This window comes from Cytophagia bacterium CHB2 (assembly GCA_030263535.1).
Taxonomy (GTDB): Bacteria; Zhuqueibacterota; Zhuqueibacteria; order Zhuqueibacterales; family Zhuqueibacteraceae; genus Coneutiohabitans.
Window position 1 is genome coordinate 1 of sequence record SZPB01000188.1, and the last position, 15,175, is coordinate 15,175.

General features: G+C 54.1%; 3 protein-coding genes and 12 pseudogenes. All 15 read left to right on the forward strand.

Going from position 1 to position 15,175, the window contains the following annotated elements; all coding sequences use genetic code 11:
- Position 1: 1 nt before the first annotated feature.
- Entirely contained in the window at positions 2 to 3,664 is a 3,663-nt protein-coding gene (locus FBQ85_17465) for a T9SS type A sorting domain-containing protein (protein MDL1876936.1), read from the forward strand.
- Positions 3,665 to 4,360: 696 nt separating this feature from the next.
- Complete coding sequence (locus FBQ85_17470; protein ID MDL1876937.1) at positions 4,361 to 7,597, forward strand: T9SS type A sorting domain-containing protein; 3,237 nt, start codon at positions 4,361 to 4,363, stop codon at positions 7,595 to 7,597.
- A 334-nt stretch (positions 7,598 to 7,931) separates the two neighbouring features.
- Positions 7,932 to 9,029: pseudogene (locus FBQ85_17475) on the forward strand (phytase).
- A 276-nt stretch (positions 9,030 to 9,305) separates the two neighbouring features.
- Positions 9,306 to 9,545, forward strand: a pseudogene (locus FBQ85_17480) (PKD domain-containing protein).
- Between the two features lie 177 nt (positions 9,546 to 9,722).
- Positions 9,723 to 10,082: pseudogene (locus FBQ85_17485) on the forward strand (PKD domain-containing protein).
- A 210-nt stretch (positions 10,083 to 10,292) separates the two neighbouring features.
- A pseudogene (locus FBQ85_17490) lies at positions 10,293 to 10,568 on the forward strand (PKD domain-containing protein).
- Positions 10,569 to 10,670: 102 nt separating this feature from the next.
- Positions 10,671 to 10,817: pseudogene (locus FBQ85_17495) on the forward strand (PKD domain-containing protein).
- Between the two features lie 228 nt (positions 10,818 to 11,045).
- A pseudogene (locus FBQ85_17500) lies at positions 11,046 to 11,327 on the forward strand (PKD domain-containing protein).
- Positions 11,328 to 11,708: 381 nt separating this feature from the next.
- Positions 11,709 to 12,074 (forward strand): annotated as a pseudogene (locus FBQ85_17505) (PKD domain-containing protein).
- A 135-nt stretch (positions 12,075 to 12,209) separates the two neighbouring features.
- Positions 12,210 to 12,554, forward strand: a pseudogene (locus FBQ85_17510) (PKD domain-containing protein).
- Positions 12,555 to 12,785: 231 nt separating this feature from the next.
- Positions 12,786 to 13,067 (forward strand): annotated as a pseudogene (locus FBQ85_17515) (PKD domain-containing protein).
- A 132-nt stretch (positions 13,068 to 13,199) separates the two neighbouring features.
- A pseudogene (locus tag FBQ85_17520) lies at positions 13,200 to 13,739 on the forward strand (PKD domain-containing protein).
- Positions 13,740 to 14,087: 348 nt separating this feature from the next.
- A pseudogene (locus FBQ85_17525) lies at positions 14,088 to 14,252 on the forward strand (PKD domain-containing protein).
- 168 nt (positions 14,253 to 14,420) lie between these two features.
- Positions 14,421 to 14,756 (forward strand): annotated as a pseudogene (locus FBQ85_17530) (PKD domain-containing protein).
- A gap of 87 nt (positions 14,757 to 14,843) precedes the next feature.
- On the forward strand, positions 14,844 to 15,175 hold a 332-nt coding region (locus FBQ85_17535), incomplete at its 3' end, for a PKD domain-containing protein (GenBank protein MDL1876938.1).

Here is a 15,175-nt window from a genome sequence, read left to right on the forward strand (position 1 = left end):
GATGGGGTATAAGTATTTTCATGTGCAGGAGAATTTGCCAATGAAGAAGGTACTTTTTCTGTGTATATCGGTCTTGATGATGGTTGGCAGCGCCTGGGCGCAGAATTCCAATGCTGTTCGTGACGACCGGGATCGCTTGATTAGATCACTGGAAAAATCCGAACTGACTTTCAATTCCATCGCGGCCAAGAAGGAAAAGGCTGCCAATCCGAACATGTTAGCCGCTTGCACCGATATCTATGTCAATGCTGCTACTGGCAACGATAGCTGGGATGGTGAATCACCCGTATTCACCAGCGGCATGAATGGACCGAAAGCCACGATTCAGGCCGGCATTGACGCCGTTTGCGCCAGCGGCACGGTGCATGTGTATCCCGGCTCTTATAACGAAACCGCGGCCGGCCGTTTTGTGTTGGGCGTGAATGGGCCGCATCAGTTTGGCTTGTTCATCGATAAAGATAACATCACGATTCAAGGCGTGGACGGCAGCGGTACGCCGATCACGGCCTATGCCGGCGTGCTTGCCGAAGTCGCAACGAATGCCACCAACAACTTCGGTTACAGCGGTATTTTTGTCGAAGCCGATGGTGTCACGATTCAAGGATTGAAAATTCTGTCCAATACCGCAGGTGACAACAAAACCTTTGAAATCATCGGCGACGCTTTCACCTTGAAGTATTGCGATATCACCACCGGTTATTCAGTGTACTTCAACGATTGGCGCTACGACGACAACACGACTCCCGGCGACGACACTGACGACGTCTCTCACGTCAAAAGTTACACCGTCGAGGCGAATTTGTTTCAAAACGGCGGCAGCATCGATCTCGCCAGCGGCGCCGGTTTTTCCGGGCCGGTGAGCGGACGCGAGATTAAAGACAACAAATTCGAGGAAGACACCTTCGGCCAATACTGGCCTTTCATTAGTTTCAATGGCTCGGGCACAACCGTGCCGTGGTTTGTTTATTCCGTGGGCGGCGCAGAGATAACGGGCAATGACTTCAGCAATACCTACAACACCGTAAGCGAGACTGCGGCTCACATCCGGGCGCGCGGCAATTACGACAACAGCCAGTTCAATTGGACTTCCTACTGGAATGACAACACGTTCAACGTGTCGGTGGTGACGCTTATCGGATTATCTCCGATCTTTGATGTGCGCACCTACTCGTATTCAACCTCGTATACGTTCCCCAATGTCCGGCGCATCGGCTTGACCATTCAAGGCGGGATTAATAATGCCGCTGCCGGCGATACCGTATTGGTGGGAGCTGGAACCTATAGTAATTCCGTCACCATCAATAAAAGCGATCTGGCGCTGCAAGGCGCGGGCAAAGGGGAAACGATCATTCAAGGCGATGGCACAACTTGCTCCGCAGCCGGCATTGCCTTTAGCGGCAGTCGCAGCAATGTTACCATTGCCGATCTCACAGTGACGGGCTGGCTGGACGGCATTCAAATGTTTACCGGCCCGCTCAGCAATATTTTGATTGAGGATGTCGAAGCGAGCAACAATTGCCGCCACGGCATTTGGAGTCAAGCGTTTGGCATTGATGGTTTAGTTGTGCGTCGCGTGACCGCATCGAACAATAATGTTCTCCCCTACACCCAGCAATTCGGCCGCGGCATTTGGATCATCAACGGCGTCAAAGAAAACATCACCATCGAGGACGGCTTCTTCAACAACAATCGCCTGGTGGGCATTGATGTGAGCGATGGCAACGTCACCGGTTTGACGATTTCCGGCAATGAGGTGAAAGGCAACGGCGATTCCGGCATCGGCGTGTTGGGTCCGCAGGGTCCGGACGCAACACTGGTGACGAAGAACACCGTAACCGACAACGGCCGCTTTGGAATCGAAATCAAAAACCCCACCGGCAACGGCGCCAGCAGCGGACCGGGCAGTGTGGTGATTTTTGATAACATCGTCTCACGCACAGTTGCAACAACCGATCTGCGCGATCATTGTGGCATTGGTGTGTTCCGCCGCTCACCAGTTTTGTCTGACAATGCCGACCAACCTTCCGGCGTCGTGGTGAAGGAAAATGAAGTCACGGGCTTTCATCGCGCTGCTGTCGGTGCGACCGGCGACGGCTTCGGTATCGTTATCGAAGGCAACAATCATACGGTTGAAGGCAACCTCGTCACCGACAACGACATCGGCATTCAAATGCAGGCTGGCAACCCCAGTATTAATGCGCAGAACACGGCCTACTTTGATCGTGGCGATGGCTCCCCCACCAGCAATGCCTCGATCACGGGCAACACCATCAACAATAATGAATACGGCCTGCGCAGCATCGGAACAGTTACCGGCTCCGTCACCCAAAACATCATTCACAACAACAGTATCAATGGCGTGACAATCTTGGACGAAGCCAGCACCGCAGTTTTGTATAACACCAACCAGATTTGTTTAAACACGGCATTCGGCATGGAGAATCTCGGCGCGAGCACTGTGAATGCCGAGAACAACTGGTGGGGCGATCCCTCCGGTCCCACGCATGCCACGAATCCCACCGGCAGCGGAGATGTTGTGAGCGATCGTGTGGATTTCATGCCCTTCGACAACATTGGTACGTCAATTGGCCCGTGTCCAGCGCCGCTCAAACCGATTGTATTTCTCGCAAATGAGCAAGTGACGATCGCGCGCTCGAAGCATTCTGCGTCGCAAGGCGATATTCATTCCAATGGCGGAATCTATTTCCAGCGCGGCGACCCGAACACCTATTACGGCAATCTCACCGCCGGGGGCGCCATCAAAATCGACAAAGAGATTAAAATCGACGGGGATGCCACAGCCGGCGGCAAAATTGCGATAGCGTTGCCGAGTCTCTCGTACAGTGCGGGCGGATCCAATGTCACCGTTGCCAAAAAGAAAACGGTTTCCATTGCTCCAGGATCCTACAACAACGTCATCGTCAATGACGGCGGCACCCTCAAGTTCGTGGCAGGCACGTACAATCTCAACAGCCTCGAAACCAAAGACGATGAGAACAAGCTGTATTTCGATGTCACCAACGGGCCGGTGATTCTCAATATCGTCAACAACTTCCGGCTCAGCGAAGAAGTGAAAGTGGTGATTTTCCCGGACGGCGAAGATGGCAGCGAGAAGGTCACCTTCAACACCATGCAAAGCACGCAAGTGTTGCTCGGCAAAGAAAGCTACGTGCTCGGCAACATCAACGCGCCGAACGCGGAAGTGTATCTTGCCAAAAACGTGAGCTTCCGCGGCGCGATTAGCGCCAAGCGCATCACGGTGGATCGCGACGTCTATTCGCTGCATCACTCTTCACCCGGCACGTTGCCGTTCCAAAAAGGTTCGGCGGATGACGGAGAAGAACTCCTCAGCGAGCAGTCAATCGTAACCAATTATGTGCTGTCGCAAAATTATCCCAACCCGTTCAATCCGAGCACGCGCATCACATTCGCGCTGCCGGAAGCGGGCCACGTGCAATTGCACATTTACAACAGCTTTGGCCAGTTGGTGCGCACCCTTGCCAATCGCGAGCTGGCGCAAGGCTGGCACGAGTTGACCTGGGACGGCCGCAATCAAAATGGCCAAACCGTGGCGACCGGCGTGTATCTCTATCGCATCATTGTGCAAGATCAATCCGGCGCAGCAACCTATTCTGAAACGCGCCGCATGTCGTTTGTGAAGTAAAAAATGAGGTAAGACATTGCGAGCATTCCCGTGCTCGCCCACAACTTTGACGACTTCTGTGCTTTTGAGTGTAGGTTGAAGTCGTTACGACACTCCACGAGCAGGAGGCCGGCAAGTTTTTTGGCGCTAAGGCGCCAAGACTCTTCAGGCCTCCTGCTCTTTTTTTTATTCTTGCGAAATTATTTATTAAAAATGAGAAGCGGGTGCTTGCTTGCAACCTATACAAACGAGGCATACGCCTAGTCATCCGATGAATTAACAACAACTAATCGTCCAAGACACTTGTTGCTGAAAAGATAAAAGATTTGGCCCAGAACTTGATAGCTGAAAGCGGGTTACCTTCTTACCTCCACAAGGCACCTCTAACACAACACCCTGAGGAGATAGTCATCTCTTTCGATCGTTAACGAAAAAGCATGATCATTTTTTCCGGTCTCTATGGTTAGACGGCCAGCTCTAGTTCCAGCATGAAACCTTGACAGATCTCTAGTTCAGCGTGGTCAGGCTTCTTGACTTGACACATGAACCAATCAAGATGAGCGAAAAGCGTTTCACGTTTTTTGCAAACAACCTTAATTGTGTCGCAAAAGGAGGTGATGCGTCTGGAATTCAAAAGAAGTTTAGCTTGGGGCCTGCCTGAAAGTCCTTACAATTGCCGCAGGCCAGGATTCTCTGAAATAAAAAAGGGAGCTCAACATGAAGAGCCAAAAGTTTCATTTTGGGTTAGTGATGGCCATTTTGCTCGGCGCTTTAGGTGTGGCGCATGCGCAATTTACAGTGACCGTGATGGACCAAACCCCCACGGCGCCATTGGCGAATCCAGCGCCGGGGTCTTTTGAACCTCGCTACATTAGCGGGTTTGGCGCGAATGGTAATTTTACCGTTTTCTTTGAAGATCGCGCCCTCGGAAATCGAATTTATTATGCGGCAACCACGAGCGGCCCCACCGGACTTCCTGCTGCTGCAACCGCAACCACCATCATACCCGAAACTCATTTTGTGGTCAAAGACTGGCCCATTACGATTGCAAGCGCCACGTATGCATATCGCGCCTGGGGTTCCGTTGGCAATAATCTTGATCACCATTTTTATGTTTCGAATGATTTGACGAATTGGACGTTGGTGAGCACGTTTACTATTCCCAATGCGGCGAGCTTCACCGGTGCACACGGCTTCGTTTATTATGGCTTTCACGATGTGATTTTGTTGAATGGCACTTATTACGCCTTCGCCGAATCGAATCAATCGCAAACCATGCTGGTACGCAGCACAAATGGTGATGATGTGTGGGAAGCCTTTGCCAGTATCGGCGGTCGACCTGGTGATGGCCCCCTGGAATTGCCCTCCGGTGTATCCGTAGGTTGGACTCCAACCGGAAGTTTCATTGATTTGGGATATGACCGCGGGTACGGCAAAGTCTATGCGGATCCCCGAGACAATAATTATTATCTGGCGATCAACGCGGCAGCGCAAGCCAGCCTGGCGCCGGCTGCTCTGGAAGCGGCGTTCATCAATCCCGCCAACTGGACTTGGCATGACGGTACCACCGGTCCGGCTTCGAATCCGATTCTTTCTGCCACCGCCGAGCACGATCTGCGGGAATGCTGGGTTGTGCCGAACTCGAATCCGAATGCGGACTGGATGATCATTTACGACGCCAATTTTGGCGCTGCAGATGGAAGCCTGGCGCTCGGCTATGCCACGTTGACGCCGCCGGCGCCGCCGCGCGTTCATAATATCACGCAAGGAACGCATTATGTCACCATCACCGCAGGAGTCAACGCCGCCAATCCCGGCGATGTTATCCTGGTCGACGCCGGCACCTTCAACGAACGCGTGACGATCAACAAATCGCTCGACATTCGCGGTGCGCAGTACGGCGTGGACCCGACAACATCCGGCGCCAGGACGAATCCTGCGATGGAGTCGATCATTGACATAACCGGCTTGCCGCTAACCAATCCCAACGTACTGATGGAAATACCCAACGGCGTCACCAATGTTTCGCTTTCCGGCTTCACGCTCATGGGAAGCCCAACTTCTCACTATGCCGATGAAGCCGTGGTGCGGTGCTGGGATGATGACATTAAAATCGAGGATAACATTATCGACGGTTTTTATGGCATTCTTTTCAAGGGCGCCGATAACCTGATCGTGCAGCGCAATCGCATCGTGACGAACAAGGTTGGAGTGACGGTACAACCCAATCCTGCAAACAATGTAAAAATTTCCGACAACCTCATCACTCGCGGAAGCAGCCCGGCCGCGGATGCGGCAGGAATCTACATGACCGGCTGCAGTAATTCCGCCATAACCGGAAACACTGCCAGCGGGTTTACCGGTGCCAGCGGCACAAACGGCAGTAACCTGAATCATTTAACGGTTTCAGGAAATACCTTTACCGGAAACCGGGATGCAATTTCATTTTTTGGCAGCACCACATTCGTTACGATCGAAAACAATGACCTGAGCAATTCGGTGCGTTATGGCATCAATATCAAAGGCCAGGACATTGATATCGTTGGAAACAATATCAAGAATTGCGGCGACGCCGGCATCAACATCGATCGTCACGTGATCGACACCGAGAGAATTCGCCTCACCTGCAATGACATTAGCGGTAACACTAATTTTGGTGTGAAGGTCAATACTGCATTAGTCACTGCAATCATCAACGCGGAGCTGAACTGGTGGGGAGACGCCAGCGGACCTTATGACCCTGACGGATCCACAGAAGTGCCGCCGTGCGCCGACACACCTGACGCGCTCAATGCCGACGGCTCCGGTGACGCTGTGACAGGCAATGTGGATTACTGCCCCTGGGCCATCAATACGCAATGCCAGCCGCTGCAGCAATGCGGCGATTTCGCCCTGCTCGCTGATCAAATAATCGAGCTTGATCACTACAAATCCGTTGAAGGCGACATTCACTCCAACGGCGGCATCGAGTTCGACAATGGCAGGCCAGGAACGGTTTGGGGCAATGTAACCGCCCTTGGCGATATCGAAATCGCGCGTGATAACACCATTAACGGCGACGTTACCGCCAATGGCTCTGTCAAGAAAGACAAGAAAGCCACGGTCACTGGCACAGTCACCTCCGGCGCTTCCCTCGCCGCGGTGGAAGTGCCCAGCTTGTCGTATTCGTGTTCCGGTACAGCCAGCATCATTGCCGGAAAGGATAAGACGAAAAACGTTGCCCCGGGTGATTACAACGTTCTCCGCGCGGACAAGAATGCCCAGCTCAACCTTTCTGCCGGCGTGTATTCCGTCAAAACGCTGCACTTGGATGATCGCTCGCGGCTCAGAGTCGATGTCTCCAGCGGCGAGGTAACCATCAATGTGTGCGGCTTGGTCAACTTCATCAAGAATGCCGACATCATCATCATTGGCGGAGATTCGAAAGATCTCACCATCAATTACAGCGGCACGAAGAAGGTTGTGCTTGGCAAGGATGGCGGTTATCAAGGCTCGGTTGTCGCACCCAATGCGCTCGTCGAACTCGGCAGCAAGGCCGGCTTCCTCGGCTCGATCTGCGCCAAGAGCATCGCCATTGCCAAAGATGCGCGCGTGCGCTTCCACGGCCTGGGCGCGGTTCCCAAACTTCCCTCCGATGATAGCGAAGAGGAAATCACCAGTGACTCGGAGCCGGTAACCAGTTACGAGTTAGCCCAGAACTATCCCAATCCCTTCAACCCAACGACCACCATCAGTTTTGCCTTGCCGGAAGCGGGCGAGGTGAGCTTGTCCATCTACAATTTGAGTGGGCAGCTTGTGAAGCAATTGCTGGCGCGTGAAATGAACGCTGGTCGCCACAATGTGGTGTGGGATGCCACAGATGCGCGCGGCGTACGCGTGGCCAGCGGCGTGTATCTGTACGTGATCAAATCTGGTGAGTTTACCGCACAGCGCAAACTTGTTTTGCTGAAGTGAGTTTACTGAAATCCCCAAATTAGAGGTACGGCGTATCGCGTGCGCTGTGTGTGAGGCTGCGCACACAACGCACGCTGACGCTGATATATGCCCCGAAACATGAAAGCGAAGGGATGATAGGTGAAAACACCTATCACCCTTCACTATAACCTTTGTTAATCCGCGAATTTGATTCGTAAAAAACTCTGCAAGTCTGCTGCTCCGCGTGTATTACATGCCGTAGGCAAAAGAATTTTAGTTTCATTCCCCATGTTCTGATCGCCACCTCTGCAATCATATCCAATCCCGCGCAACAATGGACTGAGGCGCCTTTCTCCAATTCCTTGCCAGCCCTATGGGCTATGTGAGGGTTTGTTTGGAAATTATAGCGAATTGGGAGACGCCAATGCATTCTACCTTTTGGACGAGAAAACAGCCAATATCTAACTCATGCCGGCCGGACTATCTCCTCAAGGTTATATTATTTCTCAGCTTGATCACGATTGTTGGCCCACTCCAGGCCCAGAGTATTCCCTCCGAAATCACGGTTTACTCCCGCGTTGTCACCAGCAAAGTCGTGACCGATGCCGATGACCCGGCGATCTGGATTCACCCAACCGACCCGGCGCTGAGCCTTATCATCGGAACGGACAAAGGGGCTCATTTTGTCTTTGTTTGGGATATGAACGGCCGGGAATTGCAGCGCATTGCGGTTAGTAGAAGACCGAACAACGGCGACATCCGCTACGCTATGCCGGTCGGCGGCGTGCCGGTCGATATTTACGCTGTCGGCGCGGAGAGCCCCAGCCGCGTGGTCACTTTCAAGATCGATCCGAACACGCGCCAACTCACCGACATTTCGGCGACCGACGCCAATTTGACGCCACAGGTGAAAGAACCCTATGGCTTTTGTTTATATCGCCGCGCTCGCGACGGGGCAATGTATGCGTTCGTTAATAGCATCGGCGGCACAGAAGGCATGCTGAATCAGTATCTCTTGACGGATGACGGCGCGGGTAAAGTCAAAGCCACGTTCGTGCGCTCGTTTTGCGGCGCTTCGTACGACAAGCATTCGGAAGGCATGGTGGCCGACGACGAACTCGGTTATGTGTACATTGCAGAAGAAGACAGTTGCGTGCGTAAATTTCACGCGGATCCCGACATGGGCAACGCCCAGCTTGCGGCGTTTGCGTATGGCGATGGCATCGAACCCGACCGCGAAGGTTTGGGGCTTTATACCGGCCCGAACGGCACCGGCTACATTTTACTCTCCAGTCAGGGCAATGAGCGCATTAAAGTCTATCGTCGCGAAGGTGATCCCGGTAATCCCCATAGCCACTCGCTCGTCACCACGATTTACACCCCGGACGTGGGCAGCACCGATGGCTTGGATGTCACGAACCGTCCTGCCGGCCCGAATTTTCCCCATGGCCTGATTGCCAAACATGACGGCAGCACCGGTTACTCGCTTTTTGCCTGGGAAGATGTAGCGCAATCGTATTTGTCCGTTGCCAGCATCACCGCGGATTTCTCCGCCAATTCAACCACGGGCTGCGCACCGTTGGCAGTAACCTTCACCGATCAGTCCACTGGACCGGTGACTTCCTGGGAATGGGATTTTGGTGATGGCAATACCTCAACCTCTCCCAGCCCCACGCATGAATACGCTACCGCCGGCACATTCTCGGTCACCCTAAAAACGACCAACGCCTTCGGCTATAGTCAAACAATGGTGCGCGCCGATTATATCGTGGCTGGAACCGCGCCCACTGCCGCTTTTTCGGCCACGCCTGTTTCAGGCCTACCGCCCATGATGGTCGCGTTTACTGATCAATCCACACATGAACCGACTTCATGGTTATGGGACTTCGGCGACGGCACGACTTCAACGGAGCAACATCCGGCACACGTATATGCTGTTGCCGGGAGTTACACGGTCACGTTGACTGCCACGAATTCGTGCGGAAGCCAAAGCGAAACCAAAACCGCCTATATCACGGTCAATTCACCGGTCGAGGCAGAGTTCACCCATGCCGGCGCCAGCCAGCAGGCACTCACAAGCTTTGCCACAGTTGCCGACAATAATAATTGTGCGCCGTTGGAAGTACAGTTCATGGATCAATCCACCGGCGATCCCACCTCCTGGTTGTGGAATTTTGGTGATGGCAGCACTTCGACGGAACAAAACCCCGTTCACACCTATGCAAATCCAGGCAGCTATACGGTTACGTTGACAGCGACCTCCGCCACCGGCGATGATATCGAGACAAAACCAGACTATATAACAGTCGAGAGTGCTCCGCAGGCAGCTTTTTCGGTCACGCCGACCGTGCTCACGGTTTCGGGTTCGATTAGCCTGGAGAATCAAGCAACGAGCAATGCAACTTCATATTTATGGGATTTTGGCGACGGCAATACCTCGACTGAGCCTAACCCGACGCATCAATATGCCGCGCCCGGCGCATTCACCATCTCATTAACAGCCTCAAACGCTTGCGGTTCGCATACCGAGACAAAGCAAAATCATGTCACTGTTGTTGAAGGCGTTTCTGCGCAATTTTCTGTCGATACCACTTCCGGTTGCGCGCCTCTGGCTGTGCAATTTTCCGATCAATCCACCGGGCCGGTGAGTTCCAGGTTATGGGATTTTGGCGATGGCGCGACTTCCAACGAGCAACATCCCTCGCATTCATACGCCGCGGCAGGCAAATACACCATTCAGTTAACCGTTACGAACACGGCCAATGGCAGCAGCACGAAGGCAATAGAGTCGTTTATCTCCGTTTATTTGAAACCGGAGGCTGCGTTCACTGCCACTCCGACTTCTGGAAATGTGCCGGTTACCGTCACGTTCACGGATCAATCGGCCGGCAATCCGATTTCGTGGTTATGGGATTTCGGCGACGGCAACACTTCGACGGAACAGAATCCTTCACACACCTACACGGTTGCCGGCGACTACACCGTGCAACTGACGATTACAAATGAATGCGATACCAGCACAACGATTCAGACAAATTACCTCCGCCTCGAACCGTGTATCAAACCGCTGGCAAGTTTTACCGCGGCCGCCACTTCAGGCAGCGTGCCGTTCATGGTGAATTTCACCGATCAATCCACCGGCAATCCTGCGTCTTGGTTGTGGGATTTCGGCGACGGCAACACCTCGACCGAACGAAATCCGGCACATCAATATGCCGCGCTTGGGAATTATACCGTGGCGTTAAAAGTGTCGAATGACTGTGACACACATCTGGATACCAAACAAGATTATGTCTCGGTTATTGATACGGTTTCTGCCGAATTCACTGCGGATACGACCGCGGGCTGCGGCTCTCTGGCCGTACAATTTACGGATCAATCCACCGGGCCGGTGGCTTCCTGGTTATGGGATTTTGGCGATGGCGCGACTTCCACCGAGCAGAATCCTTCTCACACCTACACGGCGGCCGGAAACTATGCAGTCAAATTGACCACCACGAATTCTGTTGATTGGAGCAGCACGGAAACGAAAAGCGACTATATCCAAATTGGCGTCGTGGCCACAGCGGCTTTCACGGCTTCATCAACAATCGGCGAAACACCGTTGGCAGTCACTTTCACGGACCAATCAACCGGCAATCCCACCTCCTGGTTATGGGATTTCGGCGATGGCACAACCTCCACCGAGCAAAACCCTGCGCACACCTACACTGCCGTCGGTGAGTACACGGTTCAGTTGACGGTTGCGAATGCTTGCGGCGAGGCCTCGGAAACCAAAACCAACTATATTCGTGTCACGCCGTGCACCGTGCCGGTGGCCAGTTTTGCCGCGGACTCAACCTCGGGCAGCGTGCCGCTGGCAGTGAAATTTACGGATCAATCGTCCGGCAATCCCGCCTCGTGGTTGTGGGATTTCGGCGATGGCAATACCTCGACGGAACAAAACCCCGCGCATCAATATGCGGCGCCGGGGAATTATGCCGTGACATTAAAAGTGTCGAATGACTGTGATACGCACACCGAAACCAAACAGGATTATATCGCTGTCATTGACACGGTTGCGACAGAGTTCACGGCGGAGGTAACCGCAGGCTGCGCGCCTCTGGCGGTGCAATACACGGATCAATCGTCCGGGCCGGTGGTTTCCTGGCTGTGGGATTTCGGCGACGGCAATACTTCCACCGAGCAGAATCCTTCTCACACCTATGCGGCAGAAGGGAAATACACGGTCAAGCTCACGATCACGAATTCCGCCAATTTCAGCAGCACCAAGACGAAAAACGAGTATGTCACAGTTGCTCCGGCGTTGACCGCTGCGTTCATCGGTGCGCCGGTCACGGGCAATGTCCCGGCGCTGGTCACCTTCACAGATCAATCCACCGGCAATCCGGCATCCTGGCTGTGGGATTTCGGCGACGGCAATACCTCCACCGAGCAGAATCCCTCACACACTTACACGGTTGCAGGCGATTACACGATTAAACTGACGGTGACAAACGCCTGTGGCACGGTTACGGAAAGCAAAGCCAACTACATTCACTTTGATCCTTGCATTGCGCCCACGGCAAGCTTCACCGGTTCGCCAACTGCCGGCGGAACACCGCTCACCGTGACCTTTGCGGATCAATCCACAGGCAATCCCACCTCTTGGTTGTGGGATTTCGGTGATGGCAATACCTCAACCGAGCAGAATCCCACGCAGACATATGCCACCGCAGGCGATTACACCGTGAAATTGACGGCGACGAATGATTGCAACAGCAATGTCGCGACCCAAACAAATTACATTCATGTTGATCCGTGTACGCCGCCCTCTGCAAAATTTGCGGCGTCGTCCACTTCCGGCAGCGTGCCCTTGACGGTAACGTTTACCGATCAGTCGACCGGCGATCCCACCTCATGGTCTTGGGATTTCGGTGATGGCAATACCTCAACCGAGCAGAATCCCACGCACGCATACGCGGCGGCAGGAAATTATACCGTTGCGTTAACAGTGACGAGCGCTTGTGACTCGCATACCGAGACAAAACAGGATTTCATCACGGCTGTCGGCGTCGTCGCTGCCGCTTTTACTTCAAATGTCGCCTCGGGCTGCAACCCACTCGTGGTGGAATTTACCGATCAATCCACTGGACCGGTGGCTTCCTGGCTTTGGGATTTTGGCGATGGCACGACTTCGACGGAGCAAAATCCCACGCATAGCTATGCCGCTGGCGGCAATTACACAGTGAAGCTGACCGCAGCGAATTCCGTTGGCCAAAGCAGCGTTGAGACGAAAACCGATTATATCTCAGTTGCTACCGCGCCGGCAACGGCCTTTATCAGCTCATCAACCTCAGGGAATGCGCCTGCAACAGTTACTTTCACCGATCAATCCACCGGCAGCCCCACCTCGTGGTTATGGGATTTCGGCGATGGCAACACCTCCACGGAGCAGAACCCGGCACACACCTACGCGGCAGAAGGCAATTACACGGTGCAATTGACCGCCACCAATGCCTGCGGCGCAACGGTGGAAACCAAGACGAATTATATTCAGGTCAACCCGTGTATTCCGGTGGCGGCGGTGTTTTCCGCTTCCACGACTTCCGGCAACGCGCCGTTGCTGGTGAATTTTACAGATCAATCCAGCGGCAATCCCATCTCGTGGTTGTGGGACTTCGGCGACGGCAATACCGTAACAGAGCAGAATCCCTCGCATCAATATAATTTTCCCGGCACCTACACGGTAACGCTGACGGCGACGAACTCGTGCAATTCCGACCCGGAGGCGAAGGTGAGTTATATCACCGTCAATGCGGTGCCCACAGGCAATCTTGCACTGAACCGGCCGATCACGGCGGCAAACACAACTTTGCCCTATGCCCCTGAACTCGCGGTGGACAGCGACATGGAGTCCTATTGGCGCAGCGGCAATGTCACGAAGGATTCGCCGACCTCTTGGTTGTATGTTGATCTGGGAGCGGCTTATAATCTTAACCGCGGCGTGGTGAACTGGAAGAGTAAATACTATGCCGAGGAATATCGCTTTCAAATTTCGAACACGGCCAGCAGCAACGACAATGATTGGACTACGGTTTATACGCACAAGGCCGGCGAGGAAGGCACGCAAGATTTCACGTTCACCTCGCCGTTTGCAGCGCGCTATTTCCGCATTCGCATGGACAAAAACAACAAAGATTCCAATCGCATCATTAGTCTGGAATGCTACGCTGCCAGCCAGTGCCTACCGCCGGGCGCGAATTTCGCGGCCTCTGTCACCTCCGGCAATGCGCCGTTCACGGTGAGCTTCACCGATCAATCGAGCGGCAATCCCACTTCATGGAACTGGGACTTTGGCGACGGCAATACCTCCGCAGAGCGCAATCCTTCACATACGTTCACCGCGCCCGGTGATTACACCATCAAACTCACCGTCAGTGATGCCTGCGGCGCGACCATCGCCAACAAGGTAAATTATATTCAGGTCGCGCCGTGCTTGCCGCCCAGCGTGAATTTCTCCACCTCCGCGCCTTCGGGCAACGCGCCGATGGCGGTGACGTTCACCGATCAATCGAGCGGCAATCCCACTTCGTGGAATTGGGATTTTGGCGACGGCAATACCTCCACGCTGCAGAATCCCTCGCACACCTACGCCGCTGCCGGCGATTACACCGTCACGCTGACGGCGACCAGCGGCTGCGGCTCAAACAGCACAAGCAAGACAAACTACATTCACGTCGATCCGTGTTTGCTGCCAGGCACCAATTTCTCCGCCTCCATCACCTCCGGCAACGCGCCCATGACGGTAACGTTCACCGATCAAACCACCGGAAATCCGACCTCATGGAAGTGGGATTTCGGCGACGGCGGCGCCTCGACGTTGCAGAACCCCTCACATCAATACACCGCTGCCGGCGATTATACGGTTACGCTTACAGCCACCAGCGCTTGCGGCCCCACGAGCATAACCAAAACGAATTTTATTCACGTGGAACCGTGCGTTGCGCCTGGCGCAAGCTTTACAGCTTCCAGCGCTTCCGGCAACGCGCCGTTGGCCGTGACGTTCACGGATCAATCCACCGGCAATCCCGCTTCGTGGAAGTGGGATTTCGGCGACGGCAACACCTCGACCGAGCAGAATCCTTCGCACACCTACACGGCTGCCGGCGACTATATCGTCAAGCTCATCATCACCAACGCCTGCGGCGCCGATACGACGACTCTGCCGAATGCCATTCATGTCGAACCGTGCATTCAACCCACGCCCGGTTTCACCGCGACAACCACCGTGGGCAATGCGCCCATGGCCGTAACGTTTACCGATATTTCCGGCGGCAGTCCCACCTCGTGGTTGTGGGAGTTTGGCGATGACAGTACGTCAACCAAGCAAAAGCCCACGCACGTTTACAACAAGCCCGGCGAATATGCCGTGAAGCTTACTGTTACCAACGGCTGCGGCGCGAAAACCCTGGTCAAAGAGAGTTACATTAGCGTCAATCCCTGCCTCCCGCCGGACGCGAACTTCTCGGCCACAGTCGTGTCCGGTAATGCGCCGCTCACCGTGCAGTTCGTGGATGAATCCACCGGCGACCCGACGGCGTGGAGCTGGGATTTCGGCGATGGCGCAACTTCGAC

Coding starts and splice junctions, on each gene's coding strand:
- FBQ85_17465 (MDL1876936.1), top strand. CDS start 2: ATGGGGTATAAGTATTTTCATGTGCAGGAGAATTTGCCAATGAAGAAG.
- FBQ85_17470 (MDL1876937.1), top strand. CDS start 4,361: ATGAAGAGCCAAAAGTTTCATTTTGGGTTAGTGATGGCCATTTTGCTC.